Below are 26,658 nucleotides of genomic sequence, written 5' to 3'. Positions count from 1 at the left end.
GGGCCAAACGAAACAGCCCGGTCGAATCGACCGGGCTGTTTTCATTTCACTTGCGACAAGCGCGCGCCGCCTTACTTCGCCGGCGCCTTGTACGCGATACAGTCGACCTCGACCTTGCAGTCGATCACCATGCTCGACTGCACGCACGCGCGTGCCGGCGGATGCTCGCCGAAATACGAGACGAACACGCGGTTGAACGACGCGAAGTCGCGCGCATCGTCGAGCCACACGCCGCAGCGCACGACGTGCTCAAGGCCGTAGCCGGCTTCCTTCAGAATCGCGATCACGTTCTCGATCGCCTGCTTCGACTGCGTGACGATCCCGCCTTCGACGACCTCGCCGTTCACCATCGGCGTCTGGCCCGACACGTACAGCCAGCCGTCGGCCTCGACCGCACGCGCGAACGGCATCACCTGACCGCCCGTGCCCTTCGCTTCGCCTACGCCATATCGCTTCATCGTTTCACTCCTCGTTTCAGTTCCGTTTCGGTTGCGAATGCGCGCGCCGCAAGCGGCGCGCGCGGAATATCGGCAGCTCGGCCGCGTTCAGAACGCGGCGTCGGCGCTCGCCGGCGCACGTTCGCCGCGCGCGACGAAACCGCCCGCGCGCGCGCCGGTCGGCTGGCCGTTCTCGTAAGCGAGCACACCGTTCACCCACACCGCGTCGATCCCGTGCGCGGGCTGCTGCGGCTTGTCGAACGTCGCCGCGTCGATCACGCGCGCCGGATCGAACAGCACGAGATCGGCGTGGTAGCCGACGTGCACCTCGCCGCGGCGCGCAAGCCCGTAGCGGCGCGCGGACAGCGACGTCATCTTGCGGATCGCCTCCTCGAGCGGCAGCAGGTTCGTGTCGCGCACGTAATGGCCGAGCACGCGCGGGAACGCACCCCACAACCGCGGATGCGGCAGCGGATCGTTCGGCAGGCCGTCCGAGCCGACCATCGTCGCCGGATGCGACAGGATCCGGCGCACGTCGTCCTCGGACATGTTGTGGTACACCGCGCCGGCCGGGCGAATGCGCTGCGCGGCTTCCTGCTCGGTCACGCCCCAGTCGGCGGCGATCGCCTTCAGCAGCCGCCCCGCGACTTCCGGATGCGGCTCGGACCACGTGATCGTGATGTCGATGTCGCCCGTCACCTGCTTCAGGTCGAGCGTCGACGAGCTGCGGCTGTACGGATAGCAGTCGCAGCCGACCGGCTGGTAGCGGCGCGCGCCTTCGAGCGATGCGAGCACCTCGGTGCTGCGCCCCCAGTTCGACGGGCCCGCGCATTTCAGGTGCGAGATCACGACCGGCACGCGCGCGTGGCGGCCGACTTGGTACGCCTCCTCCATCGCGTCGAGGATCGCGTCGAACTCGGTGCGCATGTGCGTCGTATACAGCGCGCCCGCGTTCGCGAGCGGCTCGGCGAGCGCCATCACCTCCTCGGCCGGCGCCGCGAACGCGGAGCCGTACGCGAGACCGGACGACAACCCGAGCGCGCCGTTCGCGAGCGCCTCCTCGAGCTGCGCGCGCATCGCGGCAATCTCGCTGTCGGTCGCTGCGCGATCGAGGCGATCCATCTGGTTGTTGCGCAACGCCGTGTGCCCGATCAGCGCGGCGACGTTCACCGCCGGCCGCGCGTCGTTCACGGCCGCGACATAGTCGGCGAAGGTCGGATAGCGGAACGCGTCGCGCTCGCCGAGCAGGTTCATCGGGTCGGGCGGGTCGCCCGCGAGCGTCACCGGCGCCGCGCTGATCCCGCAGTTGCCGACGATCACCGTCGTCACGCCCTGCGAGATCTTCGGCAGCATCTGCGGCGCGCGAATCACGTGCGTGTCGTCGTGCGTGTGCACGTCGACGAAGCCCGGCGCGAGCGCACGGCCGTTCGCATCGACGACGGTCTCGGCAAGCCAGTTCGACAGGTTGCCGATCGCCGCGATCAGGCCGTTGCGGATCGCGACGTCGCGCGTGACGGGCGGCGCGCCGGTGCCGTCGTACAGTTGCGCGCCGACGATCAGCGTATCGGCCGCTTCGGGATGCGAATGCATGGTCAGTCTCCTACCGGTTGACGGTCGCCGCCGCCGCGATGCGCATCGAGCGCATGCTTGATGCGACGCAGCGATTCCCGGCCCGCATCGCCGAGCCGCAGTGCGACTCCGGTCACGAGCACGTCGATCGCCATCATCATCGCGTAGCGCGATGTCGACGGCTTGTAGATGAAATCGGTTTCGAACGCGACGACCGGAATCAGGTGGTCGGCGAGCTTCGCGAGCGGCGACGCGGGCGCGGTGACCGCGATCAACGTCGCGCCGTAGCGCTTCGCGAGACGGCAGCTCTCGAGCAGTTCCGGCACGCGCCCGCTGACCGACAGCGCGACGACGACCGCGTCGCGCGACAGCGTCGCGGACACCATCCGCTGCAGCAGGCTGTCCTGGTACGACGCGACCGGCCGGCCGAAGCGCACGAGCCGGAAGCGCAGTTCGTCGGCCAGCGCGGTCGAGCCGCCGCCCTGCCCGTACACGTAGATCATCTTCGCGGCCGCGAGCCGGTCGGCCGCCGCGTCGAACGACGTGTTGCGCAGCAGCTGGTGGTTGTGCGCGAGCGCCACGCGGATCTCGTCGTAGACGACCGATGCGGGGCTCGCATCTTCGACGGGCGCGTCTTCCGCCGGCACGAAAAAGCGCTGGCCGACGGCCGCCGCCTGCGCGACGAGCAGCTTCAGTTCGCGCACGTCGCGGCAGCCGACGGCCTTCGCGAAGCGCGTGACCGTCGCGACGCTGACTTCCGCGTCGCGTGCGAGCGCGCCGATGCTCGCATGCGCGGCGCGCGCGAGATCGGCAAGGATGAACGCGGCAACCTTGCGCTCGGCTTCACGCAATTCGGGCGCGCATTCGGCAATCCGCGCGACGATGTCGAGGACCGGTGGCGCGACCGGCGCCGGCTCGGGCGTGGTCGCCTGCATAACGGTGGGGGTGGCGCGCGTATTCATCTGCGGAAAAAGGTGCAAGGCTTGATGTTACTAAATAACATCACCGCGCCGATGCTACTTTCTGTACCATCTGCATGTCAACTTCAGTGCAATGCATAGTGATGATGGAGCGGGATGACATGAAAGTTACAAACTATCAGGAACCGACGATCGATCCTCTGGGCAAGGGCCTCGGCAACCTGCCGAGCGCGAGCGTTCCGCTCGACGACGCGGGCCGCCTCGAGTGGAACCTGCTCGCGGAAGACGTCAGCCTGCCGGCCGCGGTGCTGTACGAGGAACGCATCGAGCACAACCTGAACTGGATGCAGGCATTCGTCCAGCAGTATGGCGTCCAGTTTGCGCCGCACGGCAAGACGACGATGGCGCCGCAGCTGTTCCGCCGCCAGCTCGCCGCGGGCGCGTGGGGCATCACGCTCGCGACCGCGCACCAGACGCAGGCCGCGTACCGCGGCGGCGTGCGCCGCGTGCTGCTCGCGAACCAGCTCGTCGGCCGCCAGAACATGACGATCATCGCAGGACTGCTGTCCGATCCGGACTTCGAGTTCTACTGCCTCGTCGATTCCGCCGACAGCGTCGACCAGCTCGGCCGCTTCTTCGGCGACGCGAAGAAGTCGCTGAACGTGCTGCTCGAGCTCGGCGTGCCGGGCGGCCGCACCGGCGTGCGCGACGCCGCGCAGCGCGAGGCCGTGCTCGGCGCGCTGGCGCGCTATCCGGACACGCTGAAGCTGGCCGGCATCGAACTGTACGAAGGCGTGCTGAAGGAGGAAGGCGAGATCCGCGCGTTCCTGCAGGATGCGGTCGCGCTCACGCGCGAGCTCGCCTCCGCGGGCCGCTTCGCGCGTACGCCGGCGATCCTGTCCGGCGCCGGCTCGGCATGGTACGACGTGGTCGCGGAGGAATTCGCGAAGGCGTCCGACGCGGGCTTCGCGGAAGTCGTGCTGCGCCCGGGCTGCTACCTGACGCACGACGTCGGCATCTACAAGAAAGCGCAGACCGACGTGTTCGCGCGCAATCCGATTGCGCGCCGGATGGGCGAAGGGCTGCTGCCCGCGCTGCAGCTGTGGGCATACGTGCAGTCGGTGCCGGAAGCCGACCGTGCGATCGTCGCGCTCGGCAAGCGCGACGCGGCGTTCGATGCGGGCCTGCCGGAGCCGGCGCGGCATTTCCGTCCGGGCCGCGACAGCGCGCCGCGCGACGTCGCCGCAGGCGAAGGCTGGGCCGTCACCGGGATGATGGACCAGCACGCGTACCTGCAGATCCCGCCGGGCGCGGACGTGAAGGTCGGCGACATGGTCGCGTTCGACATCTCGCATCCGTGCCTGACGTTCGACAAGTGGCGCCAGCTGCTCGTGCTCGACCCGCAGTTCCGCGTGACGGGCGTGATCGAAACGTTCTTCTGATGCACCGCGCGCGACCGCCCCGCCGCGCTGGCGGCGGCCGTCACGCGCGCTTCAAGCTGCCGGAGTACACTGCCTGTTCGTTCTCGGGGCCGCTTTCGCCCGTGCTCGCACGGGCCGTCGCGCCCCTTCAATGGAGAAAGCCATGGCAGCGAAGAAGATCCTGTTCCTGACCGGCGATTTCGCCGAAGACTACGAAACGATGGTGCCGTTCCAGGCGCTGCAGGCCGTCGGCCATCATGTCGACGCCGTATGCCCGGGCAAGCGCGCGGGCGACAAGATCAAGACCGCGATCCACGATTTCGAGGGCGACCAGACCTATACCGAGAAGCCCGGCCACCAGTTCACGCTCAATGCGACCTTCGACGACGTCGACGCGTCCGGCTACGACGCGCTCGCGGTCGCCGGCGGCCGCGCGCCCGAATATCTGCGCCTCGACGCCAAGGTGATCGCGCTCGTGCGCGCGTTCGCCGAAGCCGGCAAGCCGATCGCCGCGATCTGCCACGCGGCGCAACTGCTCGCGGCCGCCGACGTGATCCGCGGCAAGCGCATCTCGGCCTATCCGGCCTGCGCGCCCGAAGTGAAGCTCGCGGGCGGCGAGTACGCGGACATCCCGGTCGATGCGGCCGTGACCGACGCGCCGTTCGTCACCGCGCCCGCGTGGCCCGCGCATCCGGCATGGCTGTCGCAGTTCCTCGCGTTACTGGGCACGCGCATCGAGCTGTAAACCGGGATTGAAACGACGCGATTCGGCGGGCGGGCCCGGCAAGCCCACCGCCGACCGCAGGCGCGGCCGCCGCTTGCGGCGCCGCGCGGGCTTCAGCGCGCGGCCGGCGGCGCCGAGCCGACCTCCGCGATCTTCGACTCCAGCATCGCGAGCGCCCCCGACAGCGCACCGAGCACGTCGTCCGGCAACTGCGCCATCGTCTGTTCGAGAAACGCCTTGCGGCGCGGCAGGCACGCGTCGAACGCCGCGCGGCCGGCGACGGTCAGCGTCACGTTGGTCACGCGGTTGTCGCGCGCGTCGGATGCACGCTCGATCCAGCCGAGCGCGTCGAGCGACTTCAGCTGGCGCGTCAGCGCACCGGGATCGATGCGCAGCACCTCGACGAGCCGCTTCTGCGACGCATGCCCGTCCATCGTGTGCAGCGCAACCATGATGCGCCAGCGCGGCATCGGCTGCCCGACGTGCGCTTCGAACGCGGTCATGAACGCGCGATACGTGCGTCCGAATTGCTGCAAGATCGCGACGCGGTCCTGTTCTTCCATGCGCTGAATTCGTTTCCGTACAATCATTCGGCCAGCGGGCCGGGTTCGATCTTGTGCCGCAGCGCGATCGGCGGCACGCGGCGGCACTGCCACACCGACACCACGGCGACGACGGCCGCCATCGCGACACCCAGGTGAATCGCGCTGACCAGCGACTCGCGGGCCGCTTCGAGCAGCAGCGCGCCATTATGCCCGGCGCGCGTCAGTTCCGCGACGAGGCCGCCCTGCGCGGCGCGGTCGATCAGGATCTGCGGATCGGCCAGCTGCGCGTGCCATTGCAGCGCATGGTCGGCCCCGAGCGCATCGCGTACGCCGCCCGAATACATCTGGTTGACGAGCGTGCCCGTCAACGCGGTGCCGATCATCCCGCCGACCATCCGCAGCGACTGCAGCAGTGCGGTCGCGATGCCGAGATGCTCTCGGCCGGCCGTCTGCTGCGCGAACACGGTGAGGTTCGGCAGCACGAAGCCCAGGCCGATGCCGCCCGCGACCATCAATCCCATCAGCATCCACTTCGGCGTCGTGTGCGTCGACACGACGATGCCCGCGCACGCGATCGCGAACAGCACGAAGCCGACGTGCAGCATCGCGTTCGGGTTGCGGATGCGCGTGACGACGCGCCCGTTCATGATGCTGCCGATCGTGATGAATACGACGAGCGGCGTGATCACGAGCCCCGCTTCCTTCGGCGACATGCCGAAACCGCCCTGGAACAGCAGCGGCGCATAGAACAGCAGCGAGAACATCGAGAAGCCGGCGAGGATCGCGAGCACGAACAGCGCCGACAGCGCGCGATTGCCGAACATGTCGAACGGCAGAATCGGCTGCGCGCAGCGCTTCTCCCACCGCCACAGGCCGATGCCGGCCGCGAGCGCGACGACCAGCAGCAGGCTTGCCCAGCTCGCGATGCCGTGCTTCGGCAGCCATTCGACGAACAGTTGCAGCGCGCCGAGCGACAGCGCGATCAGCAGCGCGCCCGGCCAGTCGAGCCGCATCTTGCCGTCGTGCTCGACGTGGCGCAGGTGCGGCAGGTAGCGCCACACGAACAGCAGCGACAGCAGGCCGACCGGCAGGTTCACGTAGAACACCGAGCGCCAGCCGAACGACTGCGTGAGCACGCCGCCGAGCGACGGCCCGACCGCATTGGCAATGCCGAACGCGGAACTCATCAGCACCTGCCAGCGCAGCCGCACGACGGAATCGGGAAACAGGTCCGGAATGCACGCGAACGCGGTGCCGACCAGCATCCCGCCGCCGATCCCCTGCAGGCCGCGCGCAAGCACGAGCGACAGCATGTCGTTCGCCATCCCGCACAGCACGGACGCGCCGGTGAACACGACGATCGACGCGATCACGAACGGCTTGCGGCCGTAGTAGTCGCCGAGCCGGCCGAAGATCGGCACGGTGATCACGGAACTGAGCAAGTACGAGGTCGCGACCCACGCGTACAGGTCGAAGCCGCGCAACTCGGCGACGATGGTCGGCAGCGCGGTGCCGACGACGGTCTGGTCGAGCGCGACCAGCATGGTGACGAACGAGATCCCGATCATCGCCAGCAGCGACTCGCGGAACGGCAGGACTTGCCCGCTCGAATGATGGGCGGCAGTGTGGACGGCCATTTTTTGATGGTGCAACTTTTGACGGGTCAAACAATCTCAAAATTGTAGCATGCCGGAGTAAGCTAGGCTGGCGCCGCCATCCCGGCCCTGGCCGCAAAGGAGAACGATGGAACCGATTTCAATCACGCCCGCGCCGACGCTGACGCAGGAGGATCGGGACGCGCTGCGGCGCGCGAAGCAGGTGCTGGAAAGCCCGTCGCTGACGATGAAGCTGACTGGCGTGCTCGGCGCGCCGGTCGAGAAGATGATCGCCAGACTGCCCGATTTCGCGACCGGCAAGATCAACGACGCGACGCAGCTGGCGCTGCGCAAGTGCCTGAACATCGCGCTGCGCACGCTCGGCAAGCCGCCCGCGCCGGACGCCGAGCCCGACAAGCCGAGCAACCTGCTGCACAAGCTCGCGGTCGCGACGACCGGCGCGGCGGGCGGCGCATTCGGCTTTCTGGCGCTGCCGGTCGAGCTGCCGGTGACGACGACGCTGATCTTCCGCTCGGTATGCGACATCGCGCGCAGCGAGGGCGAGGACCTGGCGTCGGTCGATACGCAGCTGCAATGCCTCGCCGTGCTCGGCATGGGCGGCAATCCGGACAAGCAGGAAGAGGACGCCGATCTCGGCTATTTCGTGCTGCGCGGCGCGCTCGCGCAGGCGATCTCGAAGGCGTCGTCGGACATCACGAGCAAAGGCATCGCCGCGCACAGCTCGGCAGCCGTGTTCAAGCTCGTGCAGGCCGTCGCGTCGCGCTTCTCGGTGCAAGTGACCGAGCAGATGGCCGCGAAATCGATCCCGGCGATCGGTGCGGTGCTCGGCGCAACCGTCAACACGCTGTTCATCGACCACTTCCAGCAGATGGCGCACGGCCATTTCACCGTACGCCGGCTCGAGCGCAAGTACGGCACGGCGGCCGTCAAGGCCGCGTATCAGGCGATCGACGCGTCGCCGACGCGCTGAACCGCGCGCTCGACCGCGACGCGGTTCAGGAACGCGGCCGCGCGGTCCAGCGCGTCGCGCGATTCCGGCACCATCGGCGCATAGAGCTGCCACACGTGCGGCATGTCCGGCCAGATCTCGATCTCCACCGGCACGCCGGCCGCCCTCGCCTTGTCGGCGACGCGGCGCGAATCGTCGAGCAGCACCTCGGTGCTGCCGACCTGGATGTACAGCGGCGGCAGGCCCGCGAAATCGGCGTAGAGCGGCGACGCGTACGGATCCGTCGCCGGCGCATCGCCCAGATACAGCTTCGCGGCCTTCGGCAGCGCCGCACCGGCGAACATCGGGTCGAGGCCGTCGTTGCTGCGCAGCGTGTCGCCGGTGCCCGCCAGGTCGGTCCACGGCGAGAACAGGATCGCGCCGGCCGGCAGCGGCTCGCCGCGGTCGCGCAGTGCAACGAGCGTCGCGAGCGCAAGGCCGCCGCCCGCCGAATCGCCGCCGAGCACGATCGACTCCGGCGGCGTGCCGAGCGCGACCAGCTGGCGATAGGCGGCCAGCGCATCGTCGAGCGCGGCCGGAAAGCGGCTTTCGGGCGCGAGGCGGTAGTCGAGCGAGAACGACCGCACGCGCGCCCGCTTGGTCAGCCCGAACACCAGCGGGCGATGGGTTTGGGTCGAACAAAAGTAGTAGCCGCCGCCGTGGAAGTACAGCAGCGTGCGGCCGGCGCCGCAAGCAGCAGCCGTATCGGTGCGTTCGAGCCATTCGCCGCGCAGCGGCGCGTCGCCCGGGCCATAGCATTCGCGCAGCCGGTAGCCCGACGGCGCGCGGCGCGGCACGATCATCCGCAGCTCGGTAAAGCGCCGCGCACGCGCCGGATCGAGCACCGGGCGCGTGGTCTCGGGACGGAACTGCCAGCGCAGCAGCCAGCACGCGAACCTGCTTTGCCAACTCATCGACACCCTCCGCAACATGGTGTGTCGATAGTACGTGCGATCGTGCCCGCGCCGCTCGACGCGAGCCTCTATATCAAACGCCCGGCGCTCAGTTCGCCGGCATCACCTGGCCGCGGATCTCGCCCGACGGATGCTCCTTCGTGTGGACGTTGAAATACCACTTGCCGCCCATCAGCTCGGTGACCTGCGCGTCGGTGAGCACCTTCGAGCCCTGGATCGGGCTGGCCAGTTCGTCCTTCGGGATCGGCACCTGCACGCCCGCGTTCTGGCCGACCGGCGCCGGGCCGTGGAAATGCGCGGCCGTCGCGGGGCCCGTCAGGTTTTCGTAGGTGATGGTCCACTTCAGCGTATGCGTGGCCGTGTCGTAACTGGCGTCGACCGCGCCGGAGCCGTGGGTCGCCGTCGGCGGCACCTCGCTCGACGGTTGCAGATTGGCGGACAGGCGCACCGTTTCGGCAGCGGCGCTGCCGGCGACCAGCGCGCCAGCGAGTAACGCCACCTGGAGCAAACGCAGCTTCGGCATGAGATCTCCTTGCACGACGTAGTGGGCCGCCGGCGTGGCGGCATCACTCGATGGTAGTCGATTGCCGCCGATCCGGCAGCCCCTCGACGTCGGGTTGCCGCAGACCGCCCGGCGCCCTGCCGCAATCAGGAACAGACCTTTGCAGCCGGACGGCTGAATCCGTGCGCGGCGTTTCGCTACACTTCGTTTCACAGTTGCTTGTTTCCTTCGTCCGAAGGAGTCTGCGAGTATTCACGCGGCCGCCCGGCCGCGTTTTTTTGTCTGTCGATTTGCATGCCGCGTGCGCCTTGCTTCGACACTCGCGGCCACGCGGCCGGCAACGTGATACGGCGACCCGGTTCGCGCGATTGCAAGCATCCCGAATCGATTTCGAGATCGTCCACGCGCGTTGCGCACCGGCATCGCGGAACCGGAATCGCGCATGGTCGCGACACCGTCATCGTCGCAATGCGTAATAGCGTATTGTGAAAACCCGCGTCGACACGCCGCCGCACGCGCCGGAAAATGACGGGGTTTCATCGTGACTGGAAAGTACCGTGCCGGACCGTCCCCCGATGCCCCGCCCGCCCCGACCCGTCCGTGTCCGCCCAGTGCTGGCGGGCCTCTGTTCCGTCGCCGCGTTCTACGGCGCGCCCGCCGATGCGCAGGAATTCTCGCTGTTCGCCGGCTCGCTGTGGAGCGGCGGCGGCCGCTCGTACTCGTGGGCATTCGACTACCAGGAAGGACTCGGCCCGAACACCGCGCTCGGCTTCACCTGGTACAACGAGGGCCATATTCCGAACCATCACCGCGACGGGCAGGCGGTCCAGTTCTGGGGCCGGCTGCCGCTCGACAACCGCCGTTTCGTGCTGTCCGCGGGCGTCGGCCCCTATCGCTATTTCGACACGGTGCCGGCCGCCGAAGGCCTCGGCTATTCGAACTCGCACGGCTGGGGTGTGCTAATGAGCGTGCGCGCCGCGTACTACACGTCGCACCGCTGGATCGCGCAGCTCCAGCTCAATCGCGCGCAGGTCTTCAGCGGACCGAATACGACCTCGCTGATGTTCGGCGTCGGCTATCAGCTCGACGCGCCCGACACGCCGGGCCCGCGCGACACCGCGCTGCCGCGCACGCGCAAGGTGACGAACAACGAGGTGACCGCGATGCTCGGCGAGACGATCCTCAACAGCCGCTCGTCGCCGTCGACGCTCGGCGGCAGCCTGGAATACCGGCGCGGCCTCACGCGCACGATCGACTGGACCGCGACCTGGATGTACGAAGGCGCGAAACAGGGGATCCGCCGCAACGGGATCGCATCGGAGCTGTGGCTCACGCGCGCATTCCTGAACGACAAGGTCACGCTGTCGGCCGGGGCCGGCGCGTACCTCACGGTCGACCAGCGCAACCGCGAAGGACAGCCGGGGCCCGGCGACGGACGCGTGTCCGGCATCGTGTCGATTTCGGCAAGCTACCGGATGTCCGATCGCTGGCTCACGCGTCTGACGTGGAACCGCGTGGTCACGCGCTACAACCGCGATACCGACGTGATCCAGGCCGGCCTCGGCTACCGGTTCTAGCACCCGCTCACGCGCGATAGCCGGGGTCGATGCGATCGACGATGCGCTGCAGCGCGTCGAATGCGTCCTGCCCGGCGCCGTGCTTCGGATCGAAGTTCAGCGAATCGCGCACGCACGCTTCGAGCACGGGCGGCGCAATCGGCAGCGCGTCGCCGATCGCATGGGTCGCGACCTGCACCTCGCACGCGCGATTGAGCAGCCACATCAGCGAGAACGTCTGCGCGAGCGTCGCGCCGATCGTCACCGGCCCGTGATTGCGCAGCAGCAGCACCGGCCGCCCGCCCGCGCTCTCGACGATGCGCCGCCCTTCTTCGAGATGCACGGTGATCCCTTCGAAGTCGTGATACGCGACCTTGCCGTAGAGCTGCGCCGCATAGAAGTTCGAGAACGACAACCCGTCGCGCGAGCAGCACACGGCCATCGCGGGCGTCGTATGCACGTGCATCACGCAGTGCGCGTCGGGCAGCGCGGCGTGAATCGCGCTGTGGAACGTGAAGCCGGCCGGATTGATCGGCCAGTCGGAATGGCCGATCACGTTGCCGTCGATGTCGATCTTGACGAGGTTCGATGCGCAGACCTCGCGGTAATGCAGCCCGAACGGGTTGATCAGGAAATGACCGTCCTCGCCCGGCACGCGCAGCGAGATATGGTTGTAGATCAGCTCGGTCCAGCCGAGGTGGTCGAAGATCCGATAGGCGGCCGCGAGCTGCACGCGCGCCTGCCATTCGGCTTCGGAGAAACGGGCGGGACGCGTGAACGGCTGGTTCGGGACACGTTGCATGGCAAGCTCCGGTTGCGGTGCACGCGCAGCCGCGCAGATTCGCGGCTTCCGCGTGCCACCCATATCGTTGTGCACACAACCATATCACCTTTCCTCGCGCACCGGTATCGCGGGTTTTGCCGGAGCGCTTCCGGCCCTTTTACAACTGGTCGTCGACCGGCAGCAGCGTGAACACGCCCGTCAGCACGTTGCGCAGCAGCCCCGCGTGCGGATCGACGTGATAGACGGTCGACACGCCGTTGTCGGTGCCCGTCCATTCGAGTGCCGGCGGCGCGCCGCCGGCCGACGGCGCAAGGCTCAGGCGATAGCTTTCGTCGGGCTGCGTGACCCGCGCGAAGATCGTCGCGACCTGCTGCGCGAGCGCCGGGCTGTGTATCACGAGCGCCAGCTCGGTGTTCAGGTGCGCGGAACGCGGGTCGAGGTTCATCGAGCCGATCACGAGGATCTTGCGGTCGATCACGTACGCCTTCGCATGCAGGCTCGCGCGCGAGCGCAGGCCGAGCACCCGCGCACGCTGCCGGCCCGGCTGCGCCTTGAATTCGTACAGCTCGACGCCGTGCTGCAGCAGCGGCACGCGATACGGCGCATAACCGGCCTGCACGGCCACCGCGTCGGTCGCGGCCAGCGAATTCGTCAGGATCGCGACGCGCACGCCGCGCGCAGTCGTGTCGCCGAGGATCTTCACGCCTGCGTCGTGCGGCACGAAATACGGCGAGAACGCGAGGAATTCCTGCTGCGCGGCGCGCGTCAGCTCGACGAGGCGCTGCATCGGCGGGCTGACGTAGCCGGTCGGCTGCGCGACCTTGTCCGGCGCATCGACCTTGAACTCGGCCGGCGCCCACACGAGCCCGAGCTCGTCGCGCGCGATCTGCTGCGCGAGCGGCGTCGCATTCAGCGGCTTCGCGTTGTACGGGTCGGCGTTCTTGCGCCAGTGGTCGCGCAGCTCGTCGCGCATCGCGTCGAGATCCTTGGGATCGAACGTCTGGTGGTTCAGCACGCGCAGCGGATAGCTGCTGGCGCTTGCCCAGTACGCGTCGAAACTGCCGGAGATCTCGTTCGTCACGGGGCCGGCGGCCAGCACGTCGAGATCGCGGAACTGCAGCGTCGGGCTCGCGCTGAAGTATTCGTCGCCAAGGTTGCGTCCGCCGACGATCGCGAGCTGGTTGTCCGCGATCATCGCCTTGTTGTGCATCCGGCGCGTGAAGCTGTCGATCCGCGTCAGGAAATCGGTCGTGCGGCGAACCACGCCCTGCTGCGATGCACCGAACGGATTGAACACGCGGATCTCGATGTTCGGATGCGTGTTCAGCGCAGCCATCACGCGGTCGATGTCGCGGAAGTTCAGGTCGTCGACCAGCATCCGCACGCGCACGCCGCGGTCGGCCGCATAGAGCGCCGCGCCGAGCAGCAGCTTGCCGGTCGTGTCCTCGGTCGCGATGTAGTACTGCATGTCGAGCGTTTTGGTCGCCGCGCGCGCGAGCGCGATGCGCATCTGCAGCGCCTCGGCGCCGTCGGCCAGCAGCCGGAAGCCCGACTGGTCCGGATGCGCGGCCTCGGGCGCGGCCAGCGCGTCGCGCAGCGGCGTCGCAACGGCCGGCGACAGCGCATGGGACACCGGACGATCGAGCGACGTGGCGGGCGGATGCGTCGCGCAGGCGGCGACGAGCGACAGCAGCGCGCTGGCGGCCAGCACGCGGGCAGAGCGGGCGCACCGCAGACGGGCGGCCGGCGCGCGCCGGAACAAAGACATGAGCACGGGGCTTCCTCGACAGGCGGATCAACGAGTCCGCACTCGCCGCGGCGCGCGGCTGACGGGCGGTTCCGGCCGATTCTAGTGGGCGGCCGATGACGCGGTCAATCGTGCGGCGGCGGGCCGGGCGGGGCTCGGCGGGCGCAGCGATGGCGCGGAAGCCGGCGGCTTGCCGCCAAACGCGCGCGCCGTCGCCCCTGCCCCCCGCCCCGCGGCCGCCCGAATCAAGCGGTCCAACCAATTCCGCTCGTACCGGGGCCCATGGATAGCCGGCCTACGCGCCGCCGCTGCGCTCGAAATGGCTGCGCACGTAGTCGATATGCGCCTGCATCGCGGTGCGCGCCTCCTCGGGCCGATGCGCGCAGATCGCGTCGCACACCACGCGGTGCTGCCGCAGCAGCAGGTCCGACGCGTCGTCGTCCTGCTCGGTCATCCCCGACACGTTGATCGAGATGTGCTCGCGCAGCATGCCGAGCACGCTCGTATGCAGGTGCAGGAACATCGTGTTGCGCGACGCGAGCGCGATCGCCTCGTGCAGCTTCGCATCGGTCGCGGCCTCGACGACCCGGTCGTCGTTCGCATGCGCGATCTCGAGCTCGCGCAGCAGCGCGCGGATCCGGCGGCGGTCGTTCGCATCGGCGCGCAGCGCGGCGAAATACGCGGTCGCGCCTTCGAGCACGCGGCGGAACTCGAGGATGTCGTCGCGCAGCGCCGGATGGTCGGCCACCAGTTGCCCCCACGGCGACGCGATGCCCGCGCGCAACTGGTCGGTCACGTAGACGCCCGCGCCGCGCCGGCTCTGCAGCAGCCCGCGCGCGACGAGCCGCTGGGTCGCCTCGCGCACCGTGTTGCGCGCGACGCCGTACTGCTGCGCGAGCACGCGCTCGGCCGGCAGGCGCGTGCCGGCCGGCCAGGTGCCGTCGAGCAGCGCCGTCTCGATCTTGCGCATCACCACTTCGGTCCGGCCCCGTGCCGTCATCGCCGCCATCTCGCGTCTCCTTCGCCTGCGCGCCGCCGATTGGCCCAACCAATTTGAGCTGCGGCGCCGTCGCGGGAATTATGCAGCGAAATCGCCGTTCCGCATCCGCATGCCGGGCCGGCGCCCCTGGAGCGAGACATGATCGAAAGGCAATACCCCGCCGCCGTCCCCGCGCACGCCTATCTGTTCGCGACCTGCCTGGTCGACCTGTTCGTCCCCGAAGCGGGACTCGACGCGGTTCGCCTGCTGGAGCGCGAAGGCCTGACCGTCCACTATCCGCGCGGCCAGAGCTGCTGCGGGCAGCCGGCATACAGCAGCGGCAATCCCGACGAAGCGCGCCGCGTCGCGGCCGCGCAGCTCGACCTGTTCGCCGAGCCGTGGCCGGTAATCGTGCCGTCCGGCTCGTGCGCGGGCATGATCCGTCACCATTGGCCGGCGCTGTTCGCCGACGATCCGGTGCACGGCCCGAAAGCCCGCGCGATCGCGGAGCGTACCTATGAACTCGCCGAATTCCTCGTGCACGTGCTCGACGTGCGGCTCGACGCGACCGTCGCGACCGCCGCGCCCGACGAGCGCGTCGTGCTGCACACATCGTGCGCGGCACGCCGCGAGATGGGCACGCGCGTGCACGGCGTCGCACTCGTCGACGCGCTGCCGGGCGTGACGCGCGTCGAGCACGAACGCGAATCCGAATGCTGCGGCTTCGGCGGCACGTTTTCGCTGAAGCATCCCGACATCTCCGGCGCGATGGTCCGCGACAAGGTCGCGTCGGCCTGCGCGACCGGCTGCGACCGGCTCGTGTCGGCGGACTGCGGCTGCCTGCTGAACATCGGCCACGCGGCCGACAAGGCCGGCGCACCGCTGCCGGTCGAGCATCTCGCGAGCTTCCTGTGGCGGCGCACGGCCGGCGCATCGTCGCTGCGCGGAGACCGGCAATGAGCGCGCGCGCGTCGATCCTCGCGCGCCTGCGCGCGGCCGCGCCCGGTGTCGCCGCCAGCGCCGCGCCCGCGCTCGATGCCCGCATCGATACGCATTACGCGGCGCGCCGCGCACCGGTCGCGCCCGCTCCGGATGCGCTCGCGCAGACGATGCAGGCCGCGCTGAGCGCGTCGCACGCGGAAGTCTGGTGCGCGAGCCCCGACGCATGGCCCGCGCAGCTCGCCGCGCGGCTGGCCGACGCCGGCGTGCGCCGGCTGCTGCTCGACCCGGCCCGCGCCGAATGCGCGGCGCTCGCCCGCGCGCTGCCCGACAGCGTCGCGAGCGTACCGTTCGACCGGCCGATCGACGCGTGGAAAACCGAACTGTTCGACACGATCGACGCAGGCTTCACCGTCGCGCGCTCGGGCATCGCGGCCACCGGCACCGTCGTGCTCGCCCCCGACCCCGGCACGCCGCGCACGGTGTCGCTGGTGCCGCCGCTGCATGTCGCGCTGGTCCACGCGCGCACGCTGCATGCGGATCTGCACGCCGCCGTGCACGCGGAGCGCTGGCACGCCGGCATGCCGACCAACCTGGTGCTGGTGTCGGGCCCGTCGAAAACCTCCGACATCCAGCAGACGCTCGCGTACGGCGCACACGGCCCGCGCCGCCTGTGGGTCGTGATCGTCACCGATGCGCGGTCGGGCGCCGCGCCTGTCGCCTCGGTGGCGACCTCGCAAGGAATGCCGCAATGAGCGACCAACCGCTGCAATTCGTCGCCCCCGGCGACTTCAAGGCCCGCGCGCGCGCCGCGCTCGACGATCCCGCGCTGCGCCGCAGCTTTCGCGGCGCGATGGATTTCCTGCAGGGCAAGCGCATCGCGCAGTTCCCCGACGACGCCGAGCTGCAGCAGCTGCGCGACCTCGGCGAAGCGGTGCGGCAGCACGCGCTCGCGCAACTGCCCGCGCTGCTCGAACGGCTCGAGACCAAGCTCGTCGAAGCGGGCGTGCAGGTGCACTGGGCCGAGACGGCCGACGACGCGAACGCGATCGTGCTCGGCATCGCGCAGGCGCGCAAGGCGCGCCGCGTGATCAAGGGCAAGTCGATGGCGAGCGAGGAAATCGAGCTGAACCATTACCTCGCGGAGCGCGGCGTCGACTGCCTCGAGTCGGACATGGGCGAGTTCATCGTGCAGCTCGCAGGCGAAAAACCGTCGCACATCGTGATGCCCGCGATCCACAAGACGCGCGGCGACATCGCCGAACTGTTCGAGGAACACATCCCCGGCACGCGCTACACGGAGGACGTCGACGAACTGATCCAGACCGGCCGGCGCGCGCTGCGACGCGCGTTCGTCGACGCGGACATCGGCCTGTCCGGCGTGAACTTCGCGGCCGCCGACACCGGCACGCTGTGGCTCGTCGAGAACGAGGGCAACGGCCGCCTGTCGACGACGGTGCCCGACACGCACATCGCGATCATGGGGATCGAGAAGGTCGTCGAGAAACTCGAGCACATCGTGCCGCTGTCGAGCCTGCTGACGCGCTCCGCGACCGGCCAGGCGATCACCACCTACTTCAACCTGATCTCGGGCCCGCGCCGCGACGGCGAACGCGACGGTCCGCGCGAAGTGCACCTGGTGCTGCTCGACAACGGCCGCACGCAGGCTTACGCGGACCAACAGCTGCGCGCGACGCTGCAATGCATCCGCTGCGGCGCGTGCATGAACCACTGCCCCGTCTATACGCGCATCGGCGGCCACGCGTACGGCACGACCTATCCGGGGCCGATCGGCAAGATCATCTCGCCGCACCTGCTCGGCCTCGACGCGACGGCCGACCTGCCGACCGCGTCGACGCTGTGCGGCGCATGCGGCGAGGTGTGCCCGGTGCGCATCCCGATTCCGCAACTGCTGGTGCGGCTGCGCACCGAGGCGAACCGCAAGCCCGGCGAGCCGGTCGCGCACCCGCTGCGCGGTCAGGGCGCGAACTACAACCGCGCCGAAGACCTCGTATGGCGCTTCTGGTCCGGCGCGTTCGCACATCCGCGCGCGTACCGCGCGTTCCGCTGGACCGCGACCCGGCTGCGCGCGCTGACGCCCGCCAGGCAGATGGGCTGGACGCAGCACCGCACGCCGCTCGAACCGGCGCCGCGCAGCCTGTCCGACCTGCTGCGCGCCCGCGGCCAGCCCGAATGAACCCGTCCGTTTTCTGACCGGTACCGATAAAGACCCACCATGGAGGAGACAACCTTGCAGGCCTGGCACCAGATCTATACCCCGCTCGGCAGCCTCGCGCTGTCGGCATTCGTCGCCGCGATTCCGATCATCTTCTTTTTCGTCGCGCTCGCCGCGCTGCGGATGAAGGGGCACGTCGCCGCGGCCATCACGCTGCTGCTGTCGCTCGGCGTCGCGATCCTCGCGTACGGGATGCCCGTGCCGCAGGCGCTCGCGGCGGCCGGCTTCGGCTTCGCCTACGGCATCTGGCCGATCGCGTGGATCATCGTCGCGGCGGTGTTCCTCTACAAGATCGTCGTGAAGACCGGCCAGTTCGACATCATCCGCGCATCCGTGCTGTCGATCACCGACGACCAGCGGCTGCAGATGCTGCTGATCGGCTTCTCGTTCGGCGCGTTCCTCGAAGGCGCGGCCGGCTTCGGCGCGCCGGTCGCGATCACCGCCGCGCTGCTGGTCGGCCTCGGCTTCCGTCCGCTGCACGCGGCCGGGCTGTGCCTGATCGCGAACACCGCGCCGGTCGCGTTCGGCGCGATGGGCATCCCGATCATCGTCGCCGGACAGGTGACGGGCATCGATGCATTCCACATCGGCGCGATGGCCGGCCGCCAGCTGCCGCTGCTGTCGCTCGCGGTGCCGTTCTGGCTCGTGTTCATGATGGACGGCCTGCGCGGCGTGCGCCAGACCTGGCCGGCCGCGCTGGTCGCGGGCGGCAGCTTCGCGATCACGCAGTACTTCACGTCGAACCATATCGGGCCGGAGCTGCCGGACATCACGTCGTCGCTCGTCAGCCTGGTCGCGCTCGCCGCGTTCCTGAAGGTCTGGCAGCCGAAAACGGCACGGCAGGCGGCAGGCGGCCTCGTCGCGGCCGGCGGCGGCAGCGCGGCGCTCGCGGGCTTCGGCGCCGGCGGCAACGGCAGCGGCTTCGATGCGCCGGCGAGTCGTCAGGCGTCGCCGTACACGCTCGCGCAGACCGTGCGCGCATGGTCGCCGTTCCTGATCCTGACGGCCGTCGTCACCGTGTGGAGCCTCGCGCCGTTCAAGGCACTGTTCGGCGCGCACGGCGCGCTCGCCGCGACCGTGCTGAAATTCCACGTCGCGGGCCTCGACCAGCTGGTCGTGAAGACCGCGCCGATCGCCGCGACGCCGAAGGCGCTCGACGCGGTGCTGAAGATCGATCTCGTGTCGGCCGTCGGCAGCGCGATCCTCGTGACCGCGCTGATCTCGATGGCGCTGCTGCGGATGAAGCCGCGCGACGCGCTCGTCACGTTCGGCGAAACGCTGCAGGACCTGACGCGCCCGATCCTGTCGATCGGCTTCGTGCTCGCGTTCGCCTTCGTCGCGAACTATTCGGGGATGTCGTCGACGCTCGCGCTGATGCTCGCCGGCACCGGCGCCGCGTTCCCGTTCTTCTCGCCGTTCCTCGGCTGGCTCGGCGTGTTCCTGACCGGCTCGGACACCTCGTCGAACGCGCTGTTCTGCTCGCTGCAGCAGGCGACCGCGCACCAGCTCGGCGTGCCCGAGACGCTCGCCGTCGCCGCGAACACGACGGGCGGCGTGACCGCGAAGATGATCTCGCCGCAGTCGATCGCGGTCGCCTGCGCGGCCACCGGACTGATCGGCAAGGAGTCGGAGCTGTTCCGCTTCACGGTGCGGCACAGCCTGCTGTTCGCGGTGATCGTCGGGCTGATCACGCTCGCGCAGGCGTATCTGCTGCCGGGCATGGTGCCGTAAGCGGCCGGATGCCCTCGCGGCCCGCGCGGCCGCCCCAAAAACAAACCCCCGCGTTCCGGAGAACGCGGGGGTTTGCGCTGGAGCACCGGCATCGCCGGCCTGGCTTCGTTGCGACGATGGCAACGCCGCCGCCGCGACCGGCCGATCAGCTGCCCTTCGCGATGCGATCCTCGATGTGCTGCGCACGGCTCGTCGACGACGGGTGCGAGCTCATCATCGAGCTCTGGCCGCCGTCGAGCTTCGCGAGCTTCTGGAACGCGGTCACGAGGCCCTTCTGGTTCATCCCCTTCTGCTTCATCAGGTCGAACGAATAGTCGTCCGCCGCGCTTTCCTGCGTCTGCGAGAACTGCGCGTTGATGAACTTCTCGGTGATGTCGCCGAGCTGCGAGCTCGTCAGCGCCGCCACGCCCGGCGATGCCGCGCCGGCCGCGCTGCGCGCCGCGCTGACCGCGTAGGCCGTCTGCATCGCCTTCTTCGAGTGACCGAGTGCGACGTGGCCCATTTCATGGCCGATCACGCCACGCAGCTCGTCGTCGTTCATCATGTCCATCAGGCCGCTGTACACGCGCACGCAGCCGTTGCCCATCGCCCACGCGTTGACGTCCTTGGTCATGTAGACCTTGTAGTTGATCTTCTGGCCGTTCAGCGTCATGTCGCCGAAGCCCTTCATCACCTTCGTCAGGCGCTTCGCGTACGCGCTGTTCGGCGCCGCGATCTTCGATTCGGCGTCGCTCGCCTTGCACGAATCGTTCGACAGCGCCGCGATGTCCGCGTCGGACAGCGTTGCCGCCTTGAACAGGTTGGTCCCCGCCGACGTCAGGCTGTTCGCGTCGAGACTCTGCACGCCGCCGCACGCGCTCAACAGAAACGCCACGCCACACGCCGCCACTGCTTTCTTGAGTTGCATCCCGGATCCCTCGGTAGTTGTATTTGGGAGCGGCGATTTTGCATAATCCGGCAGAAAATTACCAGATGTTTACATCTCATGACATCTTTATTACGCGGCGAAATGACATGAGAAGCGCGGAGAATGGCGGAATTGGAAACCGAAAGACAGGTAATCGCCGCGTTCAGGCAATCGTCCGTCCGCCGCGGCGCGCAAGCCGCCGCGCGAGCAGCATCGGCAGCCGCACCGCAAAACCGGCGACGAGCCGCAGGTGCATCCACGCGAGCAGCAGGTTGTCGCGACCGTAGTGAAAATGCGACACGCCGCCCTCGTGCTCGCCGAAATAGCGCACCGGCGCGTCGATGCGGATCGGGCGCACGCCGGCCCAGCACAGCCGCACGGCCGCTTCCGGATCGAAGTCGAAGCCGCGCATCCACGGCTGGCGGTGCATGATCGCCGCGAGCGGCGCGACCGGATACACGCGAAAGCCGTACAGCGAATCGCCGATTCCGGCCCACAGCGTCTCGAGGTCGGCCCACAGGTTCGACAACCTGCGCCCCTGCACGCGCAGCTGCGGCGCGCTCGCGTCGAACTTCGGCAGGCCCAGCACCATCGCGTCGGGCGCAGCCTGCGACGCGGCCATGAACGCGGGGATCAGGTCGGCCGGATGCTGGCCGTCGGAGTCCATCGTCAGCACGTGCGTGAAGCCGCTCGCGGCGGCCGCGTCGAGCCCTGCGAGCACCGCGGCGCCCTTGCCGCGGTTCTCCGGCAGCACGATCACGCGCAGCCCCGGATCGCGCTCGGCCATCGCCTGCAGCCGCTCGCCACTGCCGTCGGTACTGCCGTCGACGACGACCCATACCGGGTTCCACTGCGCGCGTGCGCTGCGCACGGTCGCATCGACCTTGGCGCCCGGGTTGTAGCTCGGGATCAGCACGAGATGGGTGGACGAGGCGTGCAGCTTGGACATGGAAACGGCCGATTGCGAAGACGATGATCCTGGCAAAAGTTTATGACCTGCCGGCGACCGCCGACAGGCGTCGCCGGCATCGCCCGCGCGCGGCGACGGTTCGCGGATCGTCAGGCCCTCGCGCTTCACGACAGCCACTCCGTCGCGTACCCCGCGCCGGCCTCGATCTCGACCAGCAGGTCGTCGCGGCACACATCCGCATGGACGAACAGCGCGTGCGCGTCGGGGCCGGCCGCGTCGCGCAATACGCGTTCGATCGCGGCGAGCGCCGCGCCGTCGCCGGCGTCGCGCACGTAGACGCGATAGTTCAGGTCGGCGAGCGTGAACGGGCCGTGCCCTTGCCGCGCGGCCTGTTCGAGCACCGCGACGAGGTTCGCGATCGTCTCGCGCGTCTGCGCGACGACGTCGCCGGGATGCACGGTGCGATGCCCGACGATGCTCGCGGTGCCCGACACGAACAGCACCGGCGCGTCGGGCGCGTCGGGCCATGCCGCCGCGCGCGCGAACGTCGGCGCGCGCGGGCCGTACTGTGCCGGATAGTGATACGCGCTGACCTGGCGCGGATTCTCGACCGGACCGGCCGGCGTGCGGCTCGCGAGGAAATGGATCGCCAGCGGCGCGTCCGGCGCGGCATCGCCGGCGACCGGCTCGACCGAGCCGAGCGCGCACGCGGCCGGCACGCCGCCCGTCAGCGCGCGGCGGCACGCATCGAATGCGCGCTGGCGGCCGATATTGAACTGACGATAGCGTTCGATGCCGAACTGTTCCGCATTGATCGCCGGCACGGTGTTCCAGATCCGCAGCGGATGCGGGATGCCGAGCGTGTCGAGCACGTCGAACAGCGCGCGGTAGGCGTCGCAGGTCGCGCGTTCGAGCGGTGTGCCGTCGCCGGCCGCCGCGTCGGCTTCGTGCACGACGATGCTGCCGAACACGAGCCCGGCCGCTTCGCTGTAGCGGTAATGCACGGGCCCGCGCCGCGCGCTGCGCAGGTCGCGCGCGTTGCATTGCCAGATTTCGTAGACGGCGCCGCCCTGCGCGGCCGCGGATCCGAGCAGCGTCATCCGCACCGGCGCGCGCGGCAGATCGGGCGCGGCACCAGCCAGCACGCGGGCGGCCGCGTCGGCGTCCGGCGCGGCCGCAATGCACACGGCGCCCAGCGCGCCCGGAAACGCGCGTTCGAATGCGTCGCCGCTTCCGTGCACCTCGCGCAACGCCGCGACGAACCGTGCCTGATCCGTGTGGACGAGCCGCAACGCGCGCGCGCCACCCTTCGCGCGCGGCACGGCCCGCGCGGCTTCGGCCGGCGTCGCGGCGAACGATTCGGGGGGCGGGCGCCGTTCGGCGTCGACGGGTTGCACGGACACTTCGGGTTCCTTGGTAAGCTGCGCGGCCCGCATCACCGCGATGCGCCGCGCGTCGTCATGCGAGGCCGCCGTTCACGGACAGCACCTGTCCGGTCACATAGGCCGCCGCATCGGACACCAGATACGCGACCATCGCGGCGACTTCGTCGGGCCGGCCCGCGCGTTGCGCGGGCACCAGCTGCTTGATGCGTTCGGCGGGAAACGCGTGGTCGGCCATCGGCGACTCGATGATGCCGGGCGCGACCGCGTTCACGGTGATGCCGCGCGACGCGAGTTCCAGCGACAGCGACCGGGTCGCACCGATCAACCCCGCCTTCGCGGCCGCATAGTTGACCTGCCCGCGATTGCCGGTCAGGCCCGCAACCGACGCGATGTTGACGATCCGCCCGCGGCGCGTGCGGATCATCGGCAGCAGCAGCGGCTGCGTGACGTTGAAAAAACCGTTGAGCGTCACGTCGATCACGCTGCGCCATTGCTGTTGCGACATGCCGGCCATCGGCGCGTCGTCGTGGATGCCCGCGTTGTTGACGAGGATCTGCACCGGCGCGTCGTCGATGAACGGCGTCAATGCGGCGAGCGTCGCATCGGCGTCGGTCACGTCGAACGCGATCGCATGCGCGACGCCGCCGGCCGCGACGATCCGCTGCGCGACCGCCTCCGCCTGCGCGGCATGGCGGTTCGCATGCACCCACACTTCATGGCCGGCCTGCGCGAGGGCCGCGCAGATCGCCTGCCCGAGTGCGCCGCTGCCGCCCGTCACGAGCGCCCGCATCGAATTGCTCCGTCCATCGCGTTCCACCTCGAGCGACGCAGCGGCGCATCGTCCTGCGCTCGCCGCCGCGTACGGTAATCGTTCACGCCGCGCCTGCGCGCGGCGGCGTCACTTCGTGCGATGCGCGGCGACGTACGCCGCCAGCGCGCCGAGCGTCGCAAAGATCTTCTGGTTGTCGGGATTGTCCGAGCGCAGCTCGAAGCCGTACTTCTTCGAGATCAGCAGCGCGATTTCCAGGATGTCGATGGAGTCGAGCCCGAAGCCCTCGCCGTACAGCGGGGTGTCGGCCGTCACTGTTTCGAGCGGGACGTCTTCGAGGTTCAGTTCGCCGACGATCAGCGTGGCGAGCTCTTGTTCCAGTGCGTTCATCATGCTTGCGAGCAGGCGGCCCACGGCAGCGGAAGGCGCCCGGAAACGGTCCGTCTCGAGCACGCCCGGCGCGTGCGAATCTCCGTCCCTCCGGCGTCTGCCGGCTTCCCCGCCTGCGTTATTTGGGGATCGTTTGTAAAAGTTACGCGGATTCTAGACGATGGGTATCGGGACGTATACCGCGAAAGGTTACAGACTACCGGGCCCGCGCCGCGCGTCGTTCCGGGCCCCGAACCAACGAGACGCTTGAGCCGCTTCGCACTGAAATGGACCGACCCCGCGAAACGCCCCGCGCGGTGCCATACAATCGGTTACAAAACCCGCCGGCGCCCGCTCCGAACACCCGCGGCCGCGGCCCTAAAATGAGCGGGCACGACAGCCGGGCGGACACCCGTCCCGACCGTCATTCGTATGATGTTTTGACCGGCCGGCGACCCGCGCCCGGCCCCCGATCGATCCGATGTATCCAGCCATGCCGCGCCCGTCCGTCCGCCTGATTCCGCTTCGCTGCTCCGCTTGCCGCCGCGCGACGGCCGGTGGCATGCGCACGCGCCGCTGCGGAGGCGATCGATGAGCGCGGCGCGGCGTATCGCGCGCGGCGTTGCCGGCGTCGGCGCGGTGGCGGCCTACCAGGCCGGCGCGCACTACGCGGCCGCGACACCCGGCGCGCACGGCTTGGGCCTCGCGATGGCGCTCGTGCCGCCGCTGCTGCTCGCGCTCGCCGCCGCGCTGCGTTCGCCGCGGCGCGCCCTGTTCGTGCCCGCGTGGCTGCTGGCCTGCGCGGCGCTGTGGGCGGCGCGCGCGCCGCTCGCGCAGCACTTCGCATGGGGCCTGTATCTCGAGCACGCGAGCTTCAACCTCGCGATGGCGCTGCTGTTCGGCCGCACGCTCGCGACCGGCGAGGTGCCGCTGTGCACGCGTTTCGCGACGATGATCCACGGCACGGTCACGCCGGCCGTCGCGCGCTACACGCGGCAGATTACGCTCGCGTGGACGCTGTTCTTCGTCGCGATCGCCGCCGTGTCGACGCTGATGTTCGCGACCGCGTCGATCGTCGCGTGGTCGACGTTCGCGAACTACCTGTCGCTGCCGCTGGTCGCCGTGATGTTCGTCGCCGAGCATGCGTGCCGGCGCTTCGCGCTGCCGCACGAACTGCGGCCGCGGATGGCCGACGCAGTGCGCGCGTATCGCGCATCGACGCAAGGCTCGCGATGAGTTCACGGCCGGCGCGGCGCCGCGTGGCGCGCGCCGGCTCCTGTTTCCGTTTCCGCCGATTTATGCCGACTCATCCGCTGGTATTCCATTCTTCGCCCGACCAGATCATCGCGTGGCGCGACGGCGCACCCGTCACCGTGCGCGCGTTCGTCGCCGACGTCGCGCGCGTGGCCGCCGCGCTGCCCGCCGGCGGCCACGTGTTCAACGTGTGCCGCGACCGCTACCGGTTCGCCGTGAGCCTGTGCGCGGCGCTCGTCGCCGGCCGGATCAGCCTGCTGCCGTCGACGCACACGCCCGAAATGGTGCGCCAGCTCGCGTCGTTCGCGCCCGATGCGTTCTGCCTGCACGACGCGCCCGACTGCACGATCGACCTGCCGCGCTTCGCGTACCCCGAAGCCGCGGTCGAGGCCGGCGCCGACGATGCGCCGTTCCAGGTGCCGCAGATCGACGCGGGCCGCATCATGGCCTACGTGTTCACGTCCGGTTCGACCGGCGCGCCGGTGCCGCACCGCAAGACCTGGGGCTTCCTGGTCGGCTGCGTGCGCGCGGCGGCCGAGCGCCTCGGCCTGCTCGACGGCCGCGCGGCCACGCTGATCGGCACGGTGCCCGCGCAGCACATGTACGGCTTCGAATCGACGGTGCTGCTCGCGCTGATCGGCGGGCTCGCATTCAGCAACCGCCAGCCGTTCTATCCGGTCGACATTCGCGACGAACTCGCCGCGATCCCGCAGCCGCGCGTGCTCGTCACGTCGCCGATCCACCTGCGCGCGCTGCTGTCGGCCGGCCACGCGCTGCCGCGCGCGGCGCTCGTGCTGTCGGCCACCGCGCCGCTGTCGGAAAAGCTGGCCGGCGAGGCCGAGGCCGCACTCGATGCCCCGCTCGTCGAGATCTACGGCAGCACCGAGACCGGCCAGATCGCGACGCGCCGCACCTCGCAGGGCGCGGCCTGGCAGCTGTTCCCGGACATCCGCCTCGACGCGCGCGACGGCGGCGACGATGAGCACGGGCCCACCGTCTGGGTGTCGGGCGGACACGTCGAGGCGCCGGTGCCGATGGGCGACGCGCTCGAACTGCTCGGCGACGGCCGCTTCCTGCTGCACGGCCGCAAGGCCGACCTCGTCAATATCGCCGGCAAGCGCACGTCGCTCGCGTACCTGAACCATCAGCTCAACGCGATTCCGGAGGTCGTCGACGGCGTGTTCTTCATGCCCGACGACACCGCGCCCGCGCATGGCGACGCGGAGCGCGAGCCGGTCACGCGGCTCGTCGCGCTGGTCGTCGCGCCGACGCTTTCGGCCGCCGACCTGCAGCGCGCGCTGCGCGAACGGGTCGATCCCGCGTTCCTGCCGCGTCCGCTCGTGTTCGTCGATGCGCTGCCGCGCAACGAGACGGGCAAGCTGCCGCGCGACGTGCTCGCCGCGCTCGTCGCGCGGCACGCGCGCGCCGGCGCGGCAGCCGCGCCGACGGCCGGGCC

General features: G+C 69.7%; 25 protein-coding genes. 10 read left to right on the top strand and 15 right to left on the bottom strand.

What is annotated here, in order from left to right; translation table 11 throughout:
* Positions 1–71: 71 nt before the first annotated feature.
* The 3 genes from BST28156_RS28710 to BST28156_RS28700 form a co-directional block, all read right to left on the bottom strand.
* Positions 72–458, bottom strand: coding sequence for a RidA family protein (locus tag BST28156_RS28710; protein WP_009691931.1), 387 nt, complete (start codon positions 456–458; stop codon positions 72–74).
* An 87-nt stretch (positions 459–545) separates the two neighbouring features.
* Positions 546–2,027, bottom strand: coding sequence for an N-acyl-D-amino-acid deacylase family protein (locus BST28156_RS28705; RefSeq protein WP_174904004.1), 1,482 nt, complete (start codon positions 2,025–2,027; stop codon positions 546–548).
* Between the two features lie 2 nt (positions 2,028–2,029).
* Positions 2,030–2,968 carry a MurR/RpiR family transcriptional regulator gene (locus BST28156_RS28700; RefSeq protein WP_174904003.1) on the bottom strand — a complete coding sequence of 313 codons (939 nt, stop codon included), beginning with the start codon at positions 2,966–2,968 and terminating at the stop codon, positions 2,030–2,032.
* A gap of 119 nt (positions 2,969–3,087) precedes the next feature.
* On the opposite strand from BST28156_RS28700, the gene BST28156_RS28695 reads away from it, so the two are divergent.
* A complete protein-coding gene (locus tag BST28156_RS28695) occupies positions 3,088–4,368 on the top strand; it encodes an amino acid deaminase (protein ID WP_174904002.1) in 1,281 nt (426 codons plus the stop codon).
* A gap of 142 nt (positions 4,369–4,510) precedes the next feature.
* Positions 4,511–5,092: a DJ-1/PfpI family protein gene (locus BST28156_RS28690; RefSeq protein ID WP_060243576.1), complete on the top strand. Its 582-nt coding sequence runs from the start codon at positions 4,511–4,513 to the stop codon at positions 5,090–5,092.
* Positions 5,093–5,184: 92 nt separating this feature from the next.
* On the opposite strand, the gene BST28156_RS28685 is transcribed toward BST28156_RS28690, so the two are convergent.
* Both BST28156_RS28685 and BST28156_RS28680 read right to left on the bottom strand, forming a co-directional pair.
* A complete protein-coding gene (locus tag BST28156_RS28685; RefSeq protein ID WP_060243564.1) occupies positions 5,185–5,634 on the bottom strand; it encodes a MarR family winged helix-turn-helix transcriptional regulator in 450 nt (149 codons plus the stop codon).
* A 23-nt stretch (positions 5,635–5,657) separates the two neighbouring features.
* Positions 5,658–7,253 carry an MDR family MFS transporter gene (locus BST28156_RS28680; protein ID WP_060243563.1) on the bottom strand — a complete coding sequence of 532 codons (1,596 nt, stop codon included), beginning with the start codon at positions 7,251–7,253 and terminating at the stop codon, positions 5,658–5,660.
* A gap of 106 nt (positions 7,254–7,359) precedes the next feature.
* Here BST28156_RS28680 and BST28156_RS28675 point away from each other — a divergent pair, with 106 nt between their 5' ends.
* Positions 7,360–8,202: an EcsC family protein gene (locus tag BST28156_RS28675; protein WP_060243561.1), complete on the top strand. Its 843-nt coding sequence runs from the start codon at positions 7,360–7,362 to the stop codon at positions 8,200–8,202.
* On the opposite strand, the gene BST28156_RS28670 is transcribed toward BST28156_RS28675, so the two are convergent.
* A complete protein-coding gene (locus tag BST28156_RS28670) occupies positions 8,172–9,134 on the bottom strand; it encodes an alpha/beta hydrolase (RefSeq protein WP_174904001.1) in 963 nt (320 codons plus the stop codon). The two genes, BST28156_RS28675 and BST28156_RS28670, sit on opposite strands and share 31 nt — an antisense overlap.
* Positions 9,135–9,222: 88 nt before the next feature.
* The gene (locus tag BST28156_RS28665; protein WP_174904000.1) at positions 9,223–9,657 is read right to left on the bottom strand and encodes a CHRD domain-containing protein; all 435 of its coding nucleotides are present in this window, start codon (positions 9,655–9,657) and stop codon (positions 9,223–9,225) included.
* Positions 9,658–10,211: 554 nt separating this feature from the next.
* On the opposite strand from BST28156_RS28665, the gene BST28156_RS28660 reads away from it, so the two are divergent.
* Positions 10,212–11,213, top strand: a complete 1,002-nt coding sequence (locus BST28156_RS28660) for a hypothetical protein (RefSeq protein ID WP_174903999.1) — start codon at positions 10,212–10,214, stop codon at positions 11,211–11,213.
* 7 nt (positions 11,214–11,220) lie between these two features.
* On the opposite strand, the gene BST28156_RS28655 is transcribed toward BST28156_RS28660, so the two are convergent.
* From BST28156_RS28655 to BST28156_RS28645, 3 genes are all read right to left on the bottom strand, one after another.
* On the bottom strand, positions 11,221–11,994 hold the full coding sequence (locus tag BST28156_RS28655) for a class II aldolase/adducin family protein (protein ID WP_060243552.1): 774 nt from the start codon (positions 11,992–11,994) through the stop codon (positions 11,221–11,223).
* A 139-nt stretch (positions 11,995–12,133) separates the two neighbouring features.
* Positions 12,134–13,750 carry a phospholipase D family protein gene (locus BST28156_RS28650; protein WP_060243550.1) on the bottom strand — a complete coding sequence of 539 codons (1,617 nt, stop codon included), beginning with the start codon at positions 13,748–13,750 and terminating at the stop codon, positions 12,134–12,136.
* Between the two features lie 268 nt (positions 13,751–14,018).
* Complete coding sequence (locus BST28156_RS28645) at positions 14,019–14,732, bottom strand: FadR/GntR family transcriptional regulator (protein ID WP_059513354.1); 714 nt, start codon at positions 14,730–14,732, stop codon at positions 14,019–14,021.
* A 129-nt stretch (positions 14,733–14,861) separates the two neighbouring features.
* On the opposite strand from BST28156_RS28645, the gene BST28156_RS28640 reads away from it, so the two are divergent.
* From BST28156_RS28640 to BST28156_RS28625, 4 genes are read left to right on the top strand one after another with little or no spacing between them, the layout of a single operon-like run.
* Complete coding sequence (locus tag BST28156_RS28640; RefSeq protein ID WP_059513352.1) at positions 14,862–15,662, top strand: (Fe-S)-binding protein; 801 nt, start codon at positions 14,862–14,864, stop codon at positions 15,660–15,662.
* Complete coding sequence (locus tag BST28156_RS28635; protein WP_174903998.1) at positions 15,659–16,396, top strand: LutC/YkgG family protein; 738 nt, start codon at positions 15,659–15,661, stop codon at positions 16,394–16,396. Before BST28156_RS28640 ends, BST28156_RS28635 begins: the two co-directional genes overlap by 4 nt.
* A complete protein-coding gene (locus BST28156_RS28630) occupies positions 16,393–17,838 on the top strand; it encodes a LutB/LldF family L-lactate oxidation iron-sulfur protein (RefSeq protein ID WP_174903997.1) in 1,446 nt (481 codons plus the stop codon). The genes BST28156_RS28635 and BST28156_RS28630 overlap by 4 nt, the downstream gene beginning before the upstream one ends.
* 54 nt (positions 17,839–17,892) lie before the next feature.
* Positions 17,893–19,608: a lactate permease LctP family transporter gene (locus BST28156_RS28625; protein ID WP_174903996.1), complete on the top strand. Its 1,716-nt coding sequence runs from the start codon at positions 17,893–17,895 to the stop codon at positions 19,606–19,608.
* A gap of 145 nt (positions 19,609–19,753) precedes the next feature.
* Here the strand turns inward: BST28156_RS28625 and loiP are convergent, their stop codons facing one another.
* From loiP to BST28156_RS28600, 5 genes are all read right to left on the bottom strand, one after another.
* Complete coding sequence (gene loiP, locus BST28156_RS28620; RefSeq protein ID WP_060243538.1) at positions 19,754–20,515, bottom strand: metalloprotease LoiP; 762 nt, start codon at positions 20,513–20,515, stop codon at positions 19,754–19,756.
* A 163-nt stretch (positions 20,516–20,678) separates the two neighbouring features.
* Positions 20,679–21,464 (bottom strand): glycosyltransferase family 2 protein, encoded by a 786-nt coding sequence (locus BST28156_RS28615; protein ID WP_060243536.1) that lies wholly within the window; start codon positions 21,462–21,464, stop codon positions 20,679–20,681.
* A gap of 125 nt (positions 21,465–21,589) precedes the next feature.
* On the bottom strand, positions 21,590–22,828 hold the full coding sequence (locus tag BST28156_RS28610) for a chorismate transformation FkbO/Hyg5 family protein (protein WP_437341306.1): 1,239 nt from the start codon (positions 22,826–22,828) through the stop codon (positions 21,590–21,592).
* A 55-nt stretch (positions 22,829–22,883) separates the two neighbouring features.
* Positions 22,884–23,600 (bottom strand): 3-oxoacyl-ACP reductase FabG, encoded by a 717-nt coding sequence (fabG, locus tag BST28156_RS28605; protein WP_060243532.1) that lies wholly within the window; start codon positions 23,598–23,600, stop codon positions 22,884–22,886.
* Between the two features lie 108 nt (positions 23,601–23,708).
* Entirely contained in the window at positions 23,709–23,993 is a 285-nt protein-coding gene (locus tag BST28156_RS28600; RefSeq protein ID WP_080292985.1) for a phosphopantetheine-binding protein, read from the bottom strand.
* A 546-nt stretch (positions 23,994–24,539) separates the two neighbouring features.
* Between BST28156_RS28600 and BST28156_RS28595 the strand changes: the two genes are divergently transcribed.
* Together BST28156_RS28595 and BST28156_RS28590 are read left to right on the top strand one after the other, a co-directional pair.
* Positions 24,540–25,184, top strand: coding sequence for a COG4648 family protein (locus BST28156_RS28595; RefSeq protein ID WP_174903995.1), 645 nt, complete (start codon positions 24,540–24,542; stop codon positions 25,182–25,184).
* 62 nt (positions 25,185–25,246) lie between these two features.
* Positions 25,247–26,658: AMP-binding protein (locus BST28156_RS28590; protein WP_174903994.1), on the top strand; the 1,412-nt coding region annotated here is incomplete at its 3' end.

It is taken from the genome of Burkholderia pseudomultivorans (assembly GCF_902499075.1).
In the GTDB taxonomy this organism is placed as follows: domain Bacteria; phylum Pseudomonadota; class Gammaproteobacteria; order Burkholderiales; family Burkholderiaceae; genus Burkholderia; species Burkholderia pseudomultivorans.
Note: the sequence above shows the minus strand (reverse complement) of the source record. Positions and strands in the feature narration are given on the sequence as shown.

Coding starts and splice junctions, on each gene's coding strand:
- BST28156_RS28710 (WP_009691931.1), bottom strand. CDS start 458: ATGAAGCGATATGGCGTAGGCGAAGCGAAGGGCACGGGCGGTCAGGTG.
- BST28156_RS28705 (WP_174904004.1), bottom strand. CDS start 2,027: ATGCATTCGCATCCCGAAGCGGCCGATACGCTGATCGTCGGCGCGCAA.
- BST28156_RS28700 (WP_174904003.1), bottom strand. CDS start 2,968: ATGAATACGCGCGCCACCCCCACCGTTATGCAGGCGACCACGCCCGAG.
- BST28156_RS28695 (WP_174904002.1), top strand. CDS start 3,088: ATGAAAGTTACAAACTATCAGGAACCGACGATCGATCCTCTGGGCAAG.
- BST28156_RS28690 (WP_060243576.1), top strand. CDS start 4,511: ATGGCAGCGAAGAAGATCCTGTTCCTGACCGGCGATTTCGCCGAAGAC.
- BST28156_RS28685 (WP_060243564.1), bottom strand. CDS start 5,634: ATGGAAGAACAGGACCGCGTCGCGATCTTGCAGCAATTCGGACGCACG.
- BST28156_RS28680 (WP_060243563.1), bottom strand. CDS start 7,253: ATGGCCGTCCACACTGCCGCCCATCATTCGAGCGGGCAAGTCCTGCCG.
- BST28156_RS28675 (WP_060243561.1), top strand. CDS start 7,360: ATGGAACCGATTTCAATCACGCCCGCGCCGACGCTGACGCAGGAGGAT.
- BST28156_RS28670 (WP_174904001.1), bottom strand. CDS start 9,134: ATGAGTTGGCAAAGCAGGTTCGCGTGCTGGCTGCTGCGCTGGCAGTTC.
- BST28156_RS28665 (WP_174904000.1), bottom strand. CDS start 9,657: ATGCCGAAGCTGCGTTTGCTCCAGGTGGCGTTACTCGCTGGCGCGCTG.
- BST28156_RS28660 (WP_174903999.1), top strand. CDS start 10,212: ATGCCCCGCCCGCCCCGACCCGTCCGTGTCCGCCCAGTGCTGGCGGGC.
- BST28156_RS28655 (WP_060243552.1), bottom strand. CDS start 11,994: ATGCAACGTGTCCCGAACCAGCCGTTCACGCGTCCCGCCCGTTTCTCC.
- BST28156_RS28645 (WP_059513354.1), bottom strand. CDS start 14,732: ATGGCGGCGATGACGGCACGGGGCCGGACCGAAGTGGTGATGCGCAAG.
- BST28156_RS28640 (WP_059513352.1), top strand. CDS start 14,862: ATGATCGAAAGGCAATACCCCGCCGCCGTCCCCGCGCACGCCTATCTG.
- BST28156_RS28635 (WP_174903998.1), top strand. CDS start 15,659: ATGAGCGCGCGCGCGTCGATCCTCGCGCGCCTGCGCGCGGCCGCGCCC.
- BST28156_RS28630 (WP_174903997.1), top strand. CDS start 16,393: ATGAGCGACCAACCGCTGCAATTCGTCGCCCCCGGCGACTTCAAGGCC.
- loiP (WP_060243538.1), bottom strand. CDS start 20,515: ATGCAACTCAAGAAAGCAGTGGCGGCGTGTGGCGTGGCGTTTCTGTTG.
- BST28156_RS28615 (WP_060243536.1), bottom strand. CDS start 21,464: ATGTCCAAGCTGCACGCCTCGTCCACCCATCTCGTGCTGATCCCGAGC.
- fabG (WP_060243532.1), bottom strand. CDS start 23,600: ATGCGGGCGCTCGTGACGGGCGGCAGCGGCGCACTCGGGCAGGCGATC.
- BST28156_RS28595 (WP_174903995.1), top strand. CDS start 24,540: ATGAGCGCGGCGCGGCGTATCGCGCGCGGCGTTGCCGGCGTCGGCGCG.